The sequence below is a fragment of the Mahella australiensis 50-1 BON genome, assembly GCF_000213255.1.
GTDB classification, from domain to species: domain Bacteria; phylum Bacillota; class Clostridia; order Mahellales; family Mahellaceae; genus Mahella; species Mahella australiensis.
In genome coordinates this window covers 2,858,556-2,875,477 of the sequence record NC_015520.1, presented here as the reverse complement: position 1 = coordinate 2,875,477, position 16,922 = coordinate 2,858,556, and the positions used below count along the sequence as shown (strand labels likewise).

The window sequence follows — 16,922 nt, the reverse complement described above, 5'->3', positions numbered from 1 at the left end:
TGCAATTGAATCTATCTATAATATTTAAGAAACAATGTAGAAAGGTGAGGGAAATTGTGTCTAAGATCACATTCCTAGGAGCAGGAAGTACGGTTTTTGCAAAAAATGTATTGGGGGACTGCATGCTCGTTCCATCGTTGCAGGATTCGGAGTTCGCCTTGTTTGACATTGATGAAGAAAGGCTGAGCGACTCATACAAAATTTTGTGCAACTTGAAAGAAAGGTACAACAGCGGCGTCAGCATAAAAGCCTACGCCGACCGTAAAGAGGCGCTCAAGGATGCGAATTATGTCATCAATGCCATATATGTCGGTGCAAAAGAAAAAATATATATGAACGATTTCGTTATTCCGAACAGGTACGGTTTAAGGCAGACTATCGGCGATACGTCCGGCATAGGTGGGTTATTCCGTGGCCTTCGTACTATTAAAGTTATGCAGGAATTTGCCCGGGACATTGAGGAAGTTTGCCCGGATGCGTGTTTGCTCAATTACACCAACCCGATGTCTATAGTGACCGGTTATGTGCAGCGCGCCACCAGCGTTAAAACCGTAGGGTTATGTCACAGCGTGCAGGCATGCGTGCCCGGACTTTTAAAAACCCTCGGTATGGAGGATGAATTGGAAGGCATCAAATGGAAAATCGCGGGTATAAACCATATGGCCTGGCTGCTAGAGGTGGCCGATAAGCACGGAGAGGATCTATATCCCGAGATAAGGCATCGCGCAGATATAAAGCAACAAATGGGCAAACATAATGATATGGTGCGCTTTGAAATAATGCGGCGTTTTGGTTATTACGTTACCGAATCATCCATACACAATGCCGAATACAATCCATATTTCATCAAAAACAGGTATCCTGAATTGATTGAGAAGTTCAACATATCGCTGGACCAGCATCCCAAGAATTACGCAGACAGGCTGGCAAAGTGGGCGCAGATGCGCGATGAGCTGACCAGCAATAAAAACGTCGAACATGAGCCTTCCAACGAGTATGCATCGCAGATAATTAACGCTATGGAAACCAATGAAGTGTGCGAGATTGCTGGCAATGTATCGAATAATGGAGGTCTTATCGAAAACCTTCCGAATAAAGCGTGTGTCGAGGTGCCTTGTCTTGTGGATGGGAGCGGCGTCAATCCATGTTATGTCGGAGAATTGCCGGAGCAATTGGCGGCGCTCAACCGCAACAGCATAAACATGCATTTAATGACCATTGAGGCGGTGATGTCGAAAGATAAGGAGAAGGTGTATCAGGCCGCTATGCTTGACCCGCATACCGGCGCCGAACTATCGATGGACGATATAATATCTCTATGCGATGAGATGATGGAAGCGAACCAAGGCTGGCTCCCCGAATTCAAGCTTTTTAGCTAATAATAAGTAAGAATGGAAAGAAAGTGAGTTGTCTCGAATGAGTAACAGTACAAATATTAAAACAAACACGCATGACGGTGCATCGAAATACATCGGCATGCTGCCGGGGATACTGATCGTTATATTAATCGCTATTCCCTCCAGATTTATAAATTCACTTTATCCGCCGCTGAGCGATGTCATAGTGGCTATAATATTGGGTATGGTTATAGGGAACGCTTTTAAGCTGCCGCGGATGCTTATTCCAGGCATACGCTTTTCGGCCAAAACCGTATTGAAGCTCGGCATCATTCTTTTAGGTGTCAGCCTAAACTTTTTCGATGTACTTAAGGTGGGCGCGGCCTCGATATGGATCATAGTAGCATGTATCACACTGGCATTGCTGTTAACGCTGTATTTGGGCAAGCGGTTCCATATACCGGCGAAACTGGCGGCGCTAATAGGCGTCGGTACATCGATATGCGGTACTACCGCCATAGTAGCTACGGCCCCTGCTATTGATGCCGACGAGCAGGATATCAGTTTTGCAGTGGCCACCATAACCGTGTTCGGCATACTGGCTATATTTATATATCCTATTGTGGGCGATTTGTTGGATCTTTCTCAGAAAACATTCGGAATGTGGGCCGGTACTGCTATAAATGAGACTTCGCAAGTAGTGGCTGCTGGATTTCTATACGGAGAGCAAGCGGGAGAGATGGCCACTGTGGTTAAGCTGACCCGTACCATATTTTTAGCGCCTGTAATGCTCATCATGGCTTTTTCCTTCAGAAAATCAAAAGGAGAAACCGCTTCCAGAAACGTCAACATAGTGGCTGCGTTCCCATGGTTCATATTGGGTTTCTTGGCCATGGCATTGCTCAACACATGGGGCGTTTTTTCGACCGAATGGACGGGGATGATAAAGACTGTATCAAAATTCCTCATCGTGATGGCTATGGCCGGTGTCGGTTTGAATACGGACTTTAAGGGAATCAGGGCAATGGGGTTTAAGGCATTTTACCTAGGATTAGGAGCTGCCATAATCATGGCGGCGACCAGCTTGGCATTAATAAAGCTAGGTGGATTGTAACGTCTATAAAACTGTTGCCATAGACAATATCCTTAATAGGACGTTTATGGCCGACGGATATCCTCTCGAGAAAGACTTTATGGCTTATCTTAGAAGAGAAAGGATATACAGGAGGGGCGATCCGGATGAAGAAATAGTCATTATAGATTGTTGACAAATACGAAGCTTTGATTTAAAATATCGTTAAAGATAAAAGATAAGTATTTTGTGAGGAGGTTTATCATATGGGTAATGCCTATAAAATAGCAGTTATAGGGGCGGGAGATCGCGGCCGCGCATACAGTAATGCATGGTCTAAGATGGATAATGTCGAACTGGTGGCCGTATGCGATATTTTGCAGGAACGCGCCGACAACTTCATGCAAGAATTCGGATATAAAGCGAAGTACCTCCACTATAGAGAGGCCATCGATAAAGCCGATGCCGATATAGTGACGGTGTGCACTCCGGCATATCTTCATCCCGAGATCAGCATATACGCTATGCGGCGCGGCAAGCATGTAATAAGCGAAAAACCGATGGCGCTTTCCCTGGCGGTAGCGGGGGATATGATCAAAACCGCACAGGACAATAACGTCCAATTGGCCATGGGATTTCAATATCATAACATAGGGGGGTTTCGCAAGATTAAGCATGCCATAGACGACGGTCTGCTAGGCCGGCCGATCATGGCACGTTTCGCCGATATCCGCTCCATAAGGCCCAAACCGGCCATGCATGACGCGCAATACGGCAACGGCGGCCCCATGGTGGATATGTTATGTCACTTCACAGACCTAATGCGATGGTATTTCCAATCCGATCCGGTAAGCGTGGCTGCAAAGGACTTTACTTTTTCTCAGGACAGGCCCGAGATAGCCCATATAGAGCATAAAGCGCCTGATACCGCCGCCATAATCATACAATTCGAGTCGTCGGATGTAGGGGCCGTTACGTTGTGTTGGGGTCTACCGCCCACTGTGAACGGCAGCCTGCAATGCGAGATGGTGGGACCGAAAGGATTGCTTGAAACGATTGAGCCATTCGGAAATGGTGAGGTACGATGCAAGTTGGACGGAAACCGGGTAGAAGATATACCCCTTCTCGATCCAGAAACTGAGGAAATCATAGATCCTCAGATAACCTTATTAAAAAAACTTCTTAAAGCCATAGAAGGTGATGGTTCACCTCAACGCGTGGGCAGCGACGGTTATATAGCACTTGCCACGTCACTGGCCGCAATAAAGTCGGCTGCCGAGGGACGATCGGTTACGTTGCGGGAAATATACGAGGAACAACCCGATGTCATGGCTAGTATGGGTTTATCCTAATGGCAAACTATAACATGTAATATCGTTATAGATAAAATTGATGGGAGAAAAAATAATGTCGCTGGTTACAACTCAAACTATGTTTCGAAAGGCCATGGAAGAAGGTTATGGTATAGGGGCATTCAACGTTAATTGCCTGGAGATGGCATTGCCGCTCATACAGGCTGCCGAGCAGGAACGCGCGCCGCTTATACTGCAATTCGGGCAGCGCTATCTGGACTTCATATCCCCAGAAGTATTTATGCCATACGTAGCAGCCTTGGCAAGGGGGGTTTCTGTGCCTATTGCCATACACCTTGATCACAGCCATGATTTGGGGCAGAATATACGTTGCCTGAGGGCGGGTTTCACATCGTTGATGTTCGACGGCTCATCGCTGCCGCTGGATGAAAACGCGCGTTTGGCGGCCGAGGTAGCGAAGATGGCCCATGCGTGCGGCATACCGGTCGAGGGTGAGGTGGGTGCTGTCACGATTTATAATGAAACGACGGGTTATACGCCGACGGCGTTGTCCGATCCGGATGAAGTGGTTAAATTCATCGAAGCCTCAGGCGTCGATTCCGTCGCCGTATCCGTCGGGAATATGCATAAGATGCCAGTCAAGGAAGCGCGTATAGACATACCGCTCATACGGGAAATCAGACGGCGCGCATCCATACCGCTTGTGATGCACGGCTCCACCGGCATAAGCGACGAGGATCTGGTGAAGGCTATAAAGGCCGGAATAACCAAGGTGAATATCGCCACCGAGTTTAACAGGGCATTCTTATCCGGTATAAAGCAAAGCCTGTCCGAAAGACCGAAAAATGATTTCCCAATGGAGTACATCACGGAAGGCATGCTTGCCGTAAAACGTTTGGCCGTAGACAAGCTGCGGCTGACGGGCAGCAGCGGCAAGGCATAGAAGAAGGGATAACATGAGGATTTCATTACCATATGGCGAAGGCACATCCGACATAGATATACCCGATATATGCCGCACGAGCGTACTGTACAGGCCCGAAGCCGGGGCGGCGGCAGACAATGCCGCCGAGCCCGTCGAAGATGCGCTGAATCATCCGCTTGGAGATGTTTTGGAGAGCGTCGTCGAGCAAAGGGCTTCAGACCTAGGCAAAAACGTGTCCGAGCTTAACGCGGTTATAGTAGTGAGCGATGCTACGCGCGGTGTGCCCAATGACGCCATATTAAAGTCGATTATAAGCCGCCTTGAAACCGTCGGCGTACGGCGCGACAACATGGCCATACTTATAGCTTGCGGCAAGCATAGGCAGCCGTATGAAGATGAGATGGCGCGCATCGTCAACCCTGCCATTATAAAAGGCATCAGGGTGGTGGCGCATGAAGCCGGGAAGTCGGAGACGACTTACGTCGGCACTACTTCATATGGAACGGAAGTACATATAGATAGCAATTATGTGAGGGCGGATCTGCGCATAATCACCGGCATGATAGAGGCCCATCAATTGGCCGGCTTCTCCGGCGGTGCTAAAAGCGTATTCATAGGGCTTGGCAGTGAGCAAACAATATCGCACAATCATTCCCTGCTGGTTCGACCGTCGGCCAAAATGGGCATCTTTGAAGGCAATCCGGTCAGGGAGGATATAGAAGAAGGCTTTGGCTTTATAGGTACGGATTTTATGTTAAACGTGGTGCTGGATACGCAAAAACTCGTGCTTAAGGCGTTCGCCGGCACATATTCGGAGGCGTATAAAGAAGGCGTGCGGTTTGCCGCCGACGCCTCGGTCGTTTACTTCGACGAACCGGCTGACATAGCGATAGTTTCATGCGGCGGGCATCCCAAGGATATAAATATGTATCAGGCGCAGAAGGCGTTGGCGCATATAGATCCAATGCTCAAACCCGGCGGCGTCGCCGTATTATTAGCGCGTTGCTCTGACGGCGTAGGAGAGGGGCTGTTCATGCAATGGATGCACGAAGCGTCATCGCCGCGCGACGTACTGGACCGCTTTCAAAGAGAAGGATTTATATTAGGCGCTCACAAAGCGTTTCTTCTGGCGCGTAGCCTGGATAAATTCAAAACATTTCTTGTATCCGATCTGGATGAAAAAACGGCGCGTGATCTGTTCTTTATACCCAGTCCCACGGCGCAGACAGCCGTGGATGAAGCAGTAGAGCAATGCCGCAACGCCGGCATCTTGAACCCTTCGGTCATAGTCGTACCGCAGGGTATAGGTATACTACCGAAAAAATATTAATTTCACAGGAGGTATCATTCCATTATGGAGCACAAATTTTTGATACATGACCCCAAAGACAGCGTAGGGGTTGCGGTAGCCGACATTTCGGCAGGAGAGACGGTAAAGGGCGTGGCCATGGAGGATCATAGCATGGTCGTGGAGATCAAGGCCTTAAACGATGTGCCGTTAGGCCACAAGATCGCTTTGAAGGACTTCGAAACGGGGCAGCCGGTCATAAAATACGGCGTGCAGATAGGGCTGACCAGGCAACCTATCGCTAAAGGCGAGCATGTTCATACACACAATATTAAGAGCGCGAGGTGGTAACAGATGAACAATACAAAATTTATGGCCTATAGAAGGCCCAATAATGCTGTAGGCGTCAGGAATCATGTGGCCATAATATCGGTAGACGATATATCCAACGCAGCCACGGAGGCTGTGGCCAAGGTTATACAAGGCACGCTGCCGCTGCCACATCCGTATGGCCGTTTGCAATTCGGCGAGGATTTGGAACTGTTCTTCCGCACCATGATAGGTACGGGCTGCAATCCAAACATAGCGGCTGCGGTGGTCATAGGGATAGAGCCGGAGTGGACCAACCTGATAGCCGACGGCATAGCCAAAACCGGTAAGCCTGTTGAAGCTTTTGCTATAGAGAAACATGGCGATCTCAATACCATAGAGAGGGCATCATGGGCGGCCAAGGACTTCGTCCATAAAGCCTCCGAGATGGTGCGCGAAGAGGTGGATATATCTGAATTGGTCATGAGCATAAAGTGCGGAGAATCAGATACTACTTCCGGTATGGCGGCCAATCCCACGGTAGGTAAAGTAGTAGAGCGCATGGTAGCCGTAAATGCCACGGTAATGTTCGGTGAAACGACCGAATTAACGGGCGGGGAGAATATCGTGGCCGATCGCATGAAGACCCCCGAGGCGCGCAAGCTGTTTATGGAGTTCTTTGAAGATTATGCCAACCTCATAAAAAGTCAAGGTGTAGATCTATTGGGCTCGCAGCCCACAAAAGGCAATATCGCCGGCGGCCTGAGCACTATAGAAGAGAAGGCCATGGGCAATATACAGAAGATAGGTAGGGCAATGGTAGACGGCGTGCTCGATGAGGCCGAAGCGCCTTCAGGCAAAGGGCTGTATTTCATGGATACATCGTCAGCCGCTGCCGAAGCTGTGACGCTGTTTGCCGCAGCCGGCTCGGTAGTGCATTTGTTCCCGACCGGCCAGGGTAATACCATAGGCAACCCTGTTATACCGGTCATAAAAATATGCGGCAATCCGAAGACGGTGTCCACAATGTCGGAGCATATAGATGTTGATGTGAGCAAAGTGTTGACGTTGGAGAAGACGCTGGAACAAGCCGGCGACGATCTGTGGGATATGCTAGTGAGGACAATAAACGGCCGTTTGACGGCGGCAGAGGTGCTGGGGCACAAGGAATTCGTGCTTACCAAGCTTTATCGCAGCGCATAACCCGTGTATGAAAGGAGGCGCGGGCCGGTGCCGCAATTGCCGGCCCGATCTCATCATGAAGAAGATATGGATAGAAGGCCGATGGACCGATACGCCCGAGCATTTGGAGGTGAAGAGCCCGTATGATGGCTCGTTAATAGATACTGTTTCATATGCCGATGTTACGTATGTAGAGAGAGCAGCGAATAGCGCACGACGTGGTGCAGAGCAGATGAGGCGTCTGTCGGCTGCGCACCGCTCGGAGATATTGCTAAACACTGCGCGTATTATGCAGCGGAGGTTCGATGAATTTGCATTGACGCTGACCAAAGAGGTTGGCAAGCCGCTGCGCGAGTCGCAAAATGAAGTCGACCGAGCCATACAGACAATAACCATAGCCGCCGAGGAGGCCAAGCGCATATACGGGCAGACCGTGCCCTTTGACGCTACGGCTGGCGCCGAGAACAAGCGCGGCTACTATATGCGCGTGCCCGTAGGCATAGTGTTGGCTATAACGCCGTTCAATGCGCCGCTTAATCTGGCTGCGCATAAAGTTGCACCGGCACTGGCGGCGGGCAATGCGGTGATACTAAAGCCGGCCAGCGCTACGCCGTTGGCTGATACCATGCTGGTCGAGGCATTGCTGGAGGCGGGATTGCCGCCCGAGGGCATAAACCTTATCATCGGTAGCGGCTCTGCCGTGGGCGATGCCCTGGTGGCCCATCCGGCGGTCAATATGGTTACGTTTACAGGCAGCCCCGAGGTGGGAGAGCATATCATGCACATAGCCGGGCTAAAAAAGTTGACTATGGAGTTGGGCTCAAGTTCGTGCGTTATAGCCATGGATGACGCCGATATAGATGCCGTGGCGCGCAAAGTGCGTGTGGCCGGTTATGCCAATGCCGGTCAGGTGTGCATATCGGTGCAGCGCGTCATCGTCCATGAGAAGGCGTATGATAAATTCATAGATAAGTTGGTTCCCATGATAGGTGCGATGAATATAGGCGATCCGCTGGATGAATCGGTGGATATGGGGCCGATGATAACCGAAACCGAGGCGCGGCGCGTGGAGCAATGGATACAGGAGGCCGTTGTAGCTGGTGCCCGATGCATGATGCCGGTTAAACGCAGCGGAGCGTTGTTGTCGCCCACAGTGTTGGCCGATGTGACCCCTGGTATGAAAGTATGGGATAAAGAGGTTTTCGGGCCGCTGGTAGCCGTTGCGCCATGCCGGGATATGGAACACGCCGTAGAATTGGCCAACAGCACGACTTACGGCTTGCAGGCCGGCGTATTCACCAACAGGTTGGACGATGTATGGCAGGCTATAGAAGGGATTGACGTCGGCGGCATCATGATAAACGAGGCGCCGTCGTTCAGGATAGACGCCATGCCTTACGGCGGGGTAAAACTCAGCGGCATAGGCCGCGAGGGGCCGCGCTATGCCGTCGAGGAGATGACCGATATGAAGCTGGTATGCTTCGATATAGGAGGAGGTAGGAAACCGTGAAGATAGGATTTGTGAGCGGTTCGTTAAAAGATATGGATTTAGCGTCGGTTATAAAGTTTGCCCGCGATAATGGTTTCAAAGCGTTGGAGATCAGCGCTCGGCCCGAGGTCAAGCATTTGAATATAGCTGAATTGGCGGAGGGCAAGGTCAAAGAGGTAATGGAGCTGGAGGAGCGTTACGGCGTGCGCATATCATCGCTCCTATACGGCGCACAGCATCTGCATCCGGATAAGAAAGTGCGCGAGGAAAGCCACGAATACATGAAAAAGATGGTCTTGGCGGCAAAACATCTTGATGGGCCAGTAGTCAGCGCTTTTGTAGGTAGAGATCAGTCTGTTTCCATAGAAGAAAATCTTGAACGGTTTAAGGAGGAATGGCCGCCGCTTGTGGATTTTGCTGAAAAACACGGCGTCAAGATAGCTATAGAGAATTGTTATGCGGGCGGATACAATATAGGAGCGCTCCCTCAGGTATGGGAGGAAATGTTCAGTATAATTCCATCGCCAGCATGGGGGCTGAATTTTGACCCTTCTCATTTGGTGTGGCAGGGCATCGATTATATAAAGGCCGTCCATGATTTTGGCAAGCGCATATACCATGCACATGCCAAAGATACCGAGATAATGGAAGAGAAGCTGAAAAAATATGGCATATACAGCCAAGGTTGGTGGCGTTATCGTATACCGGGACGCGGCCTGGTAGATTGGTGCAGTTTCATAGACGCGCTGGAGCAAGAGGGTTATGATCATGTTATAAGCATAGAACATGAGGACCCCGTTTGGGAGGGCAGTATCGAAAAAGTCGAAAAGGGGCTGATTATGGCTAAGCGCCATTTAGAGCAGTTTATCTAAAAATCGCCAGAGAGGTATTTAGAGGTATGATAAAAGGGGGGATGCTATATGAGGGATTTAAAGATCTTTGTTAAGAAGGATTGAGATATATCGTGCATTATATATCTCAAAGGCTGGAGATGTATTAACAGTACTTTTGATCTTAGAATATTGAAAAAGGAGGGAAAATTATGGTAAAACATGTCTTAAAGGTGGTAAGTATTTTATTATGCGTGGTTATGTTGTTATTTGCAACTCTTACAGGCTGTAGTAGCACGAGCAACGATTCCGAAGCCCCTGTGTCTAGTTCTTCTGGAAACACTGTTGAGGATACTTCAACTCAAGTCGGCGGAAAAATTACATTTGTCGCAGGTAATGATACTACAGGAGCTGTTAAGAAAAATGTAGAAGAATTCAAAAAACTTTATCCCAATATCGAAGTAGATTTTCAACAACTACCGGGTAATTCTGATGATGTAAAAAAAGGTATTATGGCCCCCTTGGCAGCGAGCGATACTGATCCTGATGTATTCAGTACGGATATTATCTGGTTGTCGCAATTTGCTTCTGCAGGATGGCTTTTAGATGTTACTCAAGATCTTGAGGCTATGAAGGATAAATACGTAGCTGGTCCCCTTTCTACTTGTTATTTCAATGATAAGGCATACGGATTTCCTGACTATACAGATGTTGGATTATTGTATTATCGTAGCGATATTATTAAAGAGCCACCTAAAACATGGGATGAATTGGTCGAGATGAGCAAAGCTAATATAGGTAAGAACGGCATAGAATATGGGTTCATATACCAAGCTTTTCAAGGGGAGCCGGTGGTTTGTAATGCTTTAGAATTTATAAAGCAAAACGGGGGAAACGATTTTGTAAATGGTAAGTTTGTAATCAATTCTCCTAATAGCGTTGAAGCGTTAAAATTTATGCGTTCTTTGATAGACGATGACATTTCTCCAGAAGGGGTTTTAACCCATAAACCGGATGATAGTAGAGCGATTTTTGAAGAGGGTAAGGCATTGTTTATGAGGAATTGGACATATGCTTATGCACCTTCTCAGGCCGATACTTCTAAAGTAAAAGGTAAAGTTGGTGTTGCACCGTTGCCGATCGGACCTAAAGGGGAAGAATCCAGTGGTACATTAGGCGGATGGAATATAGCCATTAATTCCCATACAGATAATAAGGATGCAGCTCTTCTTTTTGCTAAGTTTATAAGCGATGAAACTGCACAGAAGAATCGTACGATTATGGCATCGACTTTCCCAACGCTTAAGACTGTTTATGATGATAACGATGTACAACAGGCATTGCCGTATCTAAAAAGTGTAATGCCAGCTACTGAGCAAGCTAAACCTAGACCTCAAGTACCTGATTACCCTGCTATTTCTTCTATTATGCAAATTTATTTGCATAAAGCCTTAATGTTAGAAATGCCATATGAGGAAGCACTGGCACAAATGACAAAGGAATTAGAAGCGGCTTACGCAAAACAATAGAAATAATTTTATTGACAACCAATCCTCATCAAGGGTTGGTTGTCAACTCAGAATGAAGGGGAGGCTAAATGTGGAATCGTAGAATAAGAATAACGGCGGAGGTTAGAAATAACATAACAGCATATATATTGATTTCGCCAGCTGTGATTTTAATCACCCTTATAGGTGTAATACCGATCATAAATAGTTTTTTATATAGTTTTCAGCATTATTTATTGACAGATCCCCAAGACATCCATTTTATTGGTCTAGAAAATTATATAACATTGTTTAAGGATCAGAATTTTTATTATAGCTTGTGGAATACAATGCGCTTTACGGTAATGTCAGTGGCATTAGAATTAATTGTAGGTTTCATCGGCGCGTTTATGATGAATAAAGTAACAAGGGTCGTCGGTGTTGTCCGTACCGCTGTATTAATTCCATGGGCGATTCCAGGTATTATTATATCATATATGTTTTCGTATATGTTCAACGATCAGTTGAGCGTCATCAATCAGATTTTAATTACCTTAAATGTGATCGATTCTAATATTACATGGCTAGCTGATAAAAATTGGGCTATGTTTGCGGTAGTTATAGCAGATACATGGAAACAGTTTCCTTATGTAGCTTTAATGCTTTTAGCTGGATTAGAGGTTATTCCGGTTGAGTTATATGAATCTGCAGAGGTTGATGGAGCAGGAAAAATACGACAGTTTTTCAGCATTACACTACCCAATATACAACCAGTGCTTTTGGTTGTGTTATTGTTCAGAACGATGGGTGCGGTTAGGATTTTTGATATTGTTTATGGTATGACAGGTGGTGGACCTGCAAACTCTACCAGCACTTTGGTGTTAATGGCTTATAAATATTTATTTGGAGATTTAAACTTCGGATTAGGTTCAGCTATGTCTAGTATTGTTTTCATTATAATTCTGATCTTCAGTATTTTTTATATATCAGTATTGAAGCCGAAGGAGTGAATTTTGCTATGTCATCAACAAAATTAGGTATAAAATTTTCGATAAATAAACTGCTCGGTGATATGTTAACAATACTTTTTATTGTTATTATCGTTTTTCCTTTTTATTGGCAAATAATTACTTCATTAAAGCATCCAGCAGATATTAATATGACGCCTACTGAACTGTGGCCATCACGTTTTAATTTACAATTTTATAGAAATGTATTTGTCAACCACCATTTTGGCATATATCTTAAGAATAGTGTTATAGTTGCGGGCGGAACCATGATAATAACCATAGTAATTGCACTACCGGCTTCATATGCATTTGTTCGACTAAATTTTAAGTTCAAAAACTTTTGGGCGAATTTTATTTTAGCTGCTAATATGTTCCCAATAATAGCGGTAGTTACGCCCTTATATGTCCTTTTTAAGAATCTTGGTTTGATTAATACCTATACAGGTTTAATTATTCCAAGTATAATAATTACTATTCCGATGGCTATTTGGACTCTAAATGCGTTTTTAACAAAAATACCAGTCGAATTAGAGGAAGCGGCTATGGTAGATGGGTGTACGCGCTTTCAATCGGTTATTAGGATTATTATTCCATTAATGGGTCCTGGCTTGTTTACTACAGCTATAATTACTTTCATTACTGCATGGAATGAATTGATGTTTGCATTAACTTTGGTTACTAGGGATAACATGAGAACTGTACCGGTTGCTATTTCTATGTTTCCAGGACAGTTTACTGTACCATGGGGTGATATGGCAGCAGCTTCTATTGTGGCAACAGTCCCCATTGTATTGGTTGTATTGTTATTCCAGAAAGGGATTATTGCTGGTTTAACAGCTGGTGCAGTAAAGGGATAAAACTATAAACAAATTATGATAATAAAAGGGGATGAATCATTTGAGTAAAACAGACTCTATTGAACATATTAGGGTAGGTTATCTACCATTGGTGCGGCTGACTTTTGATACTGTGGCAGCGGATGAAGCATGTGTCAAAACGGCCGATGAACTGAAGAAGGCCGGCATCAACCTCGTATGGGATGGGAAATCGGCAAGCGATACGACTCAGGCGGCTGCGGCGGTAAAAGAGCTTGCGGATAAAGCCGTTGACGTAATAATTATGCAATCGGCGACCTTCGTTGACGGCCAATTTGCCCTTGCGGTAGCTCAGAACTGGAATGGGCCGATTATATTGTGGTCGGTGGATGAGCCTACTCTGACAGGCCGGTTAAGGCTCAATTCACTGACCGGTGCAAATCTCCTCGCCAATACATTATACAGCATACGGCGAAACTTCAAGTTTGTACACGGTAATCCGGACGATAAAGAAACGCTGTCACAAATCATAGGGTATATAAGGGTTATAGGCGTATTGCGGGAACTTAATGGCGCGACTCTCGGGGTATTCGGCAATCAGCCTTCAGGCTATTATCCCAGTGCCGTCGATGAATTGGGTTTAGCCGGGCTGTTGGGCGTCAATGTGCGGCGATACAATCTTAACGGGCTGTTCGACGAGGCGGAACAGGTGACCGATGCTCAAGCCAGAGAGGTTATAGACAGATTGAGCAATGACGTTGAGGGCATTCCTATAGAAACTTCGCAGACCATAAAATCCGCAAAAATGTACCTCACCCTGCAAAAGCTGGTAGAACAGCACAATCTTCTTGGGGTGGCGGTTGAATGTTGGCCGGGATTTTTCAACGATTACGGCTCAGCTGCATGCAGTGCTCTATCTGAACTCAACGAACTGGGGGTGATGGCTGCATGCGAGGCCGATGTAAACGGGTTGATATCCATGATTATCGAATCGCGTCTATCCGGTGAGAACGCATATCTGGGGGACATGGTGAGAATCAATAAAGAGCAAAATTCTGCGGTATTCTGGCATTGCGGCACTGGTGCTCGTTGCCTGGCAGCTCCGGGATGCAAACCGGTTGCGTCGGTTCACCCTAACAGAAAACAAGGGCTTGTGTATGATTTTGTACTCAAACCCGGAAATGTTACTATCATGAGGCTCAGCAAGGGATTATCCGATTTCCGTATGCTTGTGATGGAAGGCAAAGCGTTAGATGAAAATAGCAGCCATTTTACCGGTACCAGCGTGGAAATTCGTTTTGACAAGAATATCGAGGATATCGCCGAGACATTATTCTATAATGGTATAGAGCACCATTATTGCATAGGATACGGTAACCATAGCCGTCAGCTTTTTGAACTTGCGCGCGAAATCGGCATTGATGTGCTGAAAGTATAATGCATATGGAACGAAACGAAAAAATTATGTACAATAGTCATATTGTATGTTATGATAAGCATATCATAAAAGACCAAGCAAAACTTAAAACGATAACAGCATAATATTCAGATGCCGTTATTTTATAAGAGGGGATGTCAATGGATCATATAGAGCGTTTTTATGCTACCATAGAGAGAAGAGAAACAGATAGGCCTGCCTCTTGGCTTGGCTTGCCCGTGCCTGATGCCTACGATAATTTATTCGAGTATTTCCATGTGGACAACATGGACAAGTTAAAACGCGTTATCGACGATGATATTTATGCGGTGGAAATGCCGTATCATTCTCCCACAAGCAATGCAATATATACAGCGCTGGATTTTGCCAAAGAAAAGCTTCCCGACAGGACGCTTACGGCGCCAGGCTTTTTTGAGGATTATTCCGATCCGTCGCGCATAGATGATTTCGATTGGCCCGATCCGTCGAGACATATCGATCCTGAGGAATGTAAAAGGGTTGTGGATCGAGCGCCCGAAGGATACCCTATTTTGGGCGTTATATGGTCTGCGCATTTTCAGGATGCCTGTGCTGCTTTCGGCATGTCGACGGCGCTGATGAAGATGAAGTTGGAGCCAGAGATGTTCAGAGCGGTAATAAACAGAATTGCGGATTTTTATCTTGAAGCCAATGAAATATTTTATGATGCTACTAAGGGAAAGCTGCATGCTGTGCTCATAGGCAATGATTTCGGCAGCCAGACCGGCTTGATGCTGTCGCCCGCCGCCGTAAGGGAATTCGTATGGCCAGGCACGCGTAAATTAATACAACAAGCCAAAGGCTATGGCCTTAAGGTGATACATCATTCATGCGGAGCGATAGCCGATATCATACCAGATCTTATAGAAATGGGCGTGGATGCCATACATCCTATTCAAGCACTGGCGCATGGAATGGATCCGTACAGGCTTAAAAAGGATTTTGGGGATAAAGTTGCCTTTTGTGGCGGTGTGGACGCGCAAAATCTGCTAGTATTGGGGAACCCAGATGAGGTTAGAACCAAAGTACTGGAATTGAAGCGTATATTTCCCACAGGGCTTATTATATCGCCTAGCCACGAAGCTATTCTCCCCGATGTTGATCCGGCTAATATCAAAGCCCTTTTTGATGCTGTAAAAGCTTAGAAAATGGCAAATGCTTAACCTATCGTTGAGCTTTTTGCGCATTATGATGAGCGATACTAAAGGAAAGAGGAGGTATGATAGAATTGTTACATGAATCTTTGGTGTATTTGCAAAAAGATTATTTTATGGCAAAAGAGAAAACGATAGTTCAAAACGGGGATATGACGGTGAGCACCTTTATCTTCGATACCGGTGTGCATGCTTTGCGGCTGACCAACTGCAGAGGGGAGATAATCGTGCTTCCTTACCAGGGCCAGCAGGTTTGGAGTTGTCGTTTTGACGGCAAGGAATTGACTATGAAGTCTATGTTATCCCAACCGTATCCGACGACGGATTACCTTCGCACATACGGAGGTTTTATACTTCACTGCGGAGCTACGGCTATGGGAGTACCATCGGCCAAGGATAACCACCCGCTGCATGGGGAATTGCCCAACGCGCCTTATGAAACAGCGTATTTAAAGGTCGGTGAGGATGAGAAAGGACGGTATATCGGCGTCGGAGGGCAATATCATTATATCGTGGCATTTAATCATAATTATCTGGCCGAACCGTTTATTAAACTATACGAGGATTCCGCAGTCCTATCGGTGTCCATGGCTATAACCAATCTGAAAAATACCGATATGGAGTTGATGTATATGATGCATATAAACTTCCGTCCTGTGGATTACGGAGATATTGTTTACAGCGCTAGATGTAATCCGGATGATGTCAGAGTGCATATAAACATTCCTTCTCACATCAAGCCGTCCGCAGGATTGGAAGGGTTTAAGAATTTCCTATATGCGCTCCAAAAGAATCCTGAAATGCATCATGTTTTGAAACCGGGATTGGTGTTTGACCCTGAGGTGGTGTTCAGCATAAATTATCTATGCGACGAAGAAGGCAAATCTTACAGCATGCAGGTACATCCCGACGGTTATGCTGATTATGTGAGTCATAGGCCGGCTGAATTGGATCACGGTATAAGATGGATAGCCAGAACCAAGAACGAAGATGCTTTGGGACTCGTACTACCCGGCACAGCGGAGAACGGCGGCTATACTGCCGAAAAAGAGAAAGGCAATATAAAGATCCTGCAAGCGGGACAAAAGATTGTTTTCTACGTGGAAGCGGGTCTGTTAAAACCCGACGAGGCTGAAAATGTCAGAAGAAAGATCAAAAATATTCTGGAGTAGCGTGTGTCGAAGCGCTTTACCCGGTAGGTTGGAGCGGCGATATCGAAAGACCTTGTTTGTGCGGCGACGTGGGCAAGCAGTGA

At 46.4% G+C, this 16,922-nt stretch carries 15 protein-coding genes; all 15 read left to right on the top strand.

Going from position 1 to position 16,922, the window contains the following annotated elements; genetic code table 11:
* Positions 1 to 56 precede the first annotated feature (56 nt).
* The 15 genes from melA to MAHAU_RS13370 all read left to right on the top strand — a co-directional run bounded on the left by melA (position 57) and on the right by MAHAU_RS13370 (position 16,839).
* A complete protein-coding gene (melA, locus tag MAHAU_RS13440; protein ID WP_013782270.1) occupies positions 57 to 1,379 on the top strand; it encodes an alpha-glucosidase/alpha-galactosidase in 1,323 nt (440 codons plus the stop codon).
* A 37-nt stretch (positions 1,380 to 1,416) separates the two neighbouring features.
* On the top strand, positions 1,417 to 2,451 hold the full coding sequence (locus MAHAU_RS13435; protein WP_013782269.1) for a YeiH family protein: 1,035 nt from the start codon (positions 1,417 to 1,419) through the stop codon (positions 2,449 to 2,451).
* A gap of 224 nt (positions 2,452 to 2,675) precedes the next feature.
* The gene (locus MAHAU_RS13430; protein WP_013782267.1) at positions 2,676 to 3,761 is read left to right on the top strand and encodes a Gfo/Idh/MocA family protein; all 1,086 of its coding nucleotides are present in this window, start codon (positions 2,676 to 2,678) and stop codon (positions 3,759 to 3,761) included.
* Between the two features lie 55 nt (positions 3,762 to 3,816).
* Entirely contained in the window at positions 3,817 to 4,665 is an 849-nt protein-coding gene (locus MAHAU_RS13425; protein ID WP_013782266.1) for a class II fructose-bisphosphate aldolase, read from the top strand.
* Positions 4,666 to 4,678: 13 nt separating this feature from the next.
* The gene (locus tag MAHAU_RS13420; protein WP_013782265.1) at positions 4,679 to 5,977 is read left to right on the top strand and encodes a nickel-dependent lactate racemase family protein; all 1,299 of its coding nucleotides are present in this window, start codon (positions 4,679 to 4,681) and stop codon (positions 5,975 to 5,977) included.
* Between the two features lie 24 nt (positions 5,978 to 6,001).
* A complete protein-coding gene (locus MAHAU_RS13415) occupies positions 6,002 to 6,286 on the top strand; it encodes a UxaA family hydrolase (protein WP_013782264.1) in 285 nt (94 codons plus the stop codon).
* A 3-nt stretch (positions 6,287 to 6,289) separates the two neighbouring features.
* Positions 6,290 to 7,447, top strand: a complete 1,158-nt coding sequence (locus MAHAU_RS13410; RefSeq protein WP_013782263.1) for a UxaA family hydrolase — start codon at positions 6,290 to 6,292, stop codon at positions 7,445 to 7,447.
* Positions 7,448 to 7,502: 55 nt separating this feature from the next.
* Positions 7,503 to 8,936, top strand: a complete 1,434-nt coding sequence (locus MAHAU_RS13405; protein ID WP_041644723.1) for an aldehyde dehydrogenase family protein — start codon at positions 7,503 to 7,505, stop codon at positions 8,934 to 8,936.
* A complete protein-coding gene (locus tag MAHAU_RS13400) occupies positions 8,933 to 9,787 on the top strand; it encodes a sugar phosphate isomerase/epimerase family protein (RefSeq protein WP_013782261.1) in 855 nt (284 codons plus the stop codon). The genes MAHAU_RS13405 and MAHAU_RS13400 overlap by 4 nt, the downstream gene beginning before the upstream one ends.
* 170 nt (positions 9,788 to 9,957) lie before the next feature.
* On the top strand, positions 9,958 to 11,274 hold the full coding sequence (locus tag MAHAU_RS13395; protein WP_013782260.1) for an ABC transporter substrate-binding protein: 1,317 nt from the start codon (positions 9,958 to 9,960) through the stop codon (positions 11,272 to 11,274).
* 68 nt (positions 11,275 to 11,342) lie between these two features.
* Positions 11,343 to 12,242, top strand: coding sequence for a carbohydrate ABC transporter permease (locus MAHAU_RS13390; RefSeq protein ID WP_013782259.1), 900 nt, complete (start codon positions 11,343 to 11,345; stop codon positions 12,240 to 12,242).
* Positions 12,243 to 12,250: 8 nt separating this feature from the next.
* Positions 12,251 to 13,099, top strand: a complete 849-nt coding sequence (locus MAHAU_RS13385) for a carbohydrate ABC transporter permease (protein WP_013782258.1) — start codon at positions 12,251 to 12,253, stop codon at positions 13,097 to 13,099.
* Between the two features lie 40 nt (positions 13,100 to 13,139).
* On the top strand, positions 13,140 to 14,495 hold the full coding sequence (locus MAHAU_RS13380) for an L-fucose isomerase (protein WP_013782257.1): 1,356 nt from the start codon (positions 13,140 to 13,142) through the stop codon (positions 14,493 to 14,495).
* 140 nt (positions 14,496 to 14,635) lie between these two features.
* Positions 14,636 to 15,658, top strand: a complete 1,023-nt coding sequence (locus tag MAHAU_RS13375; RefSeq protein WP_013782256.1) for a uroporphyrinogen decarboxylase family protein — start codon at positions 14,636 to 14,638, stop codon at positions 15,656 to 15,658.
* Positions 15,659 to 15,732: 74 nt separating this feature from the next.
* Positions 15,733 to 16,839 carry a DUF4432 family protein gene (locus MAHAU_RS13370; RefSeq protein ID WP_148258440.1) on the top strand — a complete coding sequence of 369 codons (1,107 nt, stop codon included), beginning with the start codon at positions 15,733 to 15,735 and terminating at the stop codon, positions 16,837 to 16,839.
* Positions 16,840 to 16,922: the final 83 nt, after the last annotated feature.

Bases quoted from the DNA above. Each gene is read 5' to 3' on its own strand.
- MAHAU_RS13435 (WP_013782269.1), top strand. From the start codon at position 1,417: ATGAGTAACAGTACAAATATTAAAACAAACACGCATGACGGTGCATCG.
- MAHAU_RS13430 (WP_013782267.1), top strand. From the start codon at position 2,676: ATGGGTAATGCCTATAAAATAGCAGTTATAGGGGCGGGAGATCGCGGC.
- MAHAU_RS13425 (WP_013782266.1), top strand. From the start codon at position 3,817: ATGTCGCTGGTTACAACTCAAACTATGTTTCGAAAGGCCATGGAAGAA.
- MAHAU_RS13420 (WP_013782265.1), top strand. From the start codon at position 4,679: ATGAGGATTTCATTACCATATGGCGAAGGCACATCCGACATAGATATA.
- MAHAU_RS13415 (WP_013782264.1), top strand. From the start codon at position 6,002: ATGGAGCACAAATTTTTGATACATGACCCCAAAGACAGCGTAGGGGTT.
- MAHAU_RS13410 (WP_013782263.1), top strand. From the start codon at position 6,290: ATGAACAATACAAAATTTATGGCCTATAGAAGGCCCAATAATGCTGTA.
- MAHAU_RS13405 (WP_041644723.1), top strand. From the start codon at position 7,503: ATGAAGAAGATATGGATAGAAGGCCGATGGACCGATACGCCCGAGCAT.
- MAHAU_RS13395 (WP_013782260.1), top strand. From the start codon at position 9,958: ATGGTAAAACATGTCTTAAAGGTGGTAAGTATTTTATTATGCGTGGTT.
- MAHAU_RS13390 (WP_013782259.1), top strand. From the start codon at position 11,343: ATGTGGAATCGTAGAATAAGAATAACGGCGGAGGTTAGAAATAACATA.
- MAHAU_RS13385 (WP_013782258.1), top strand. From the start codon at position 12,251: ATGTCATCAACAAAATTAGGTATAAAATTTTCGATAAATAAACTGCTC.
- MAHAU_RS13375 (WP_013782256.1), top strand. From the start codon at position 14,636: ATGGATCATATAGAGCGTTTTTATGCTACCATAGAGAGAAGAGAAACA.
- MAHAU_RS13370 (WP_148258440.1), top strand. From the start codon at position 15,733: ATGATAGAATTGTTACATGAATCTTTGGTGTATTTGCAAAAAGATTAT.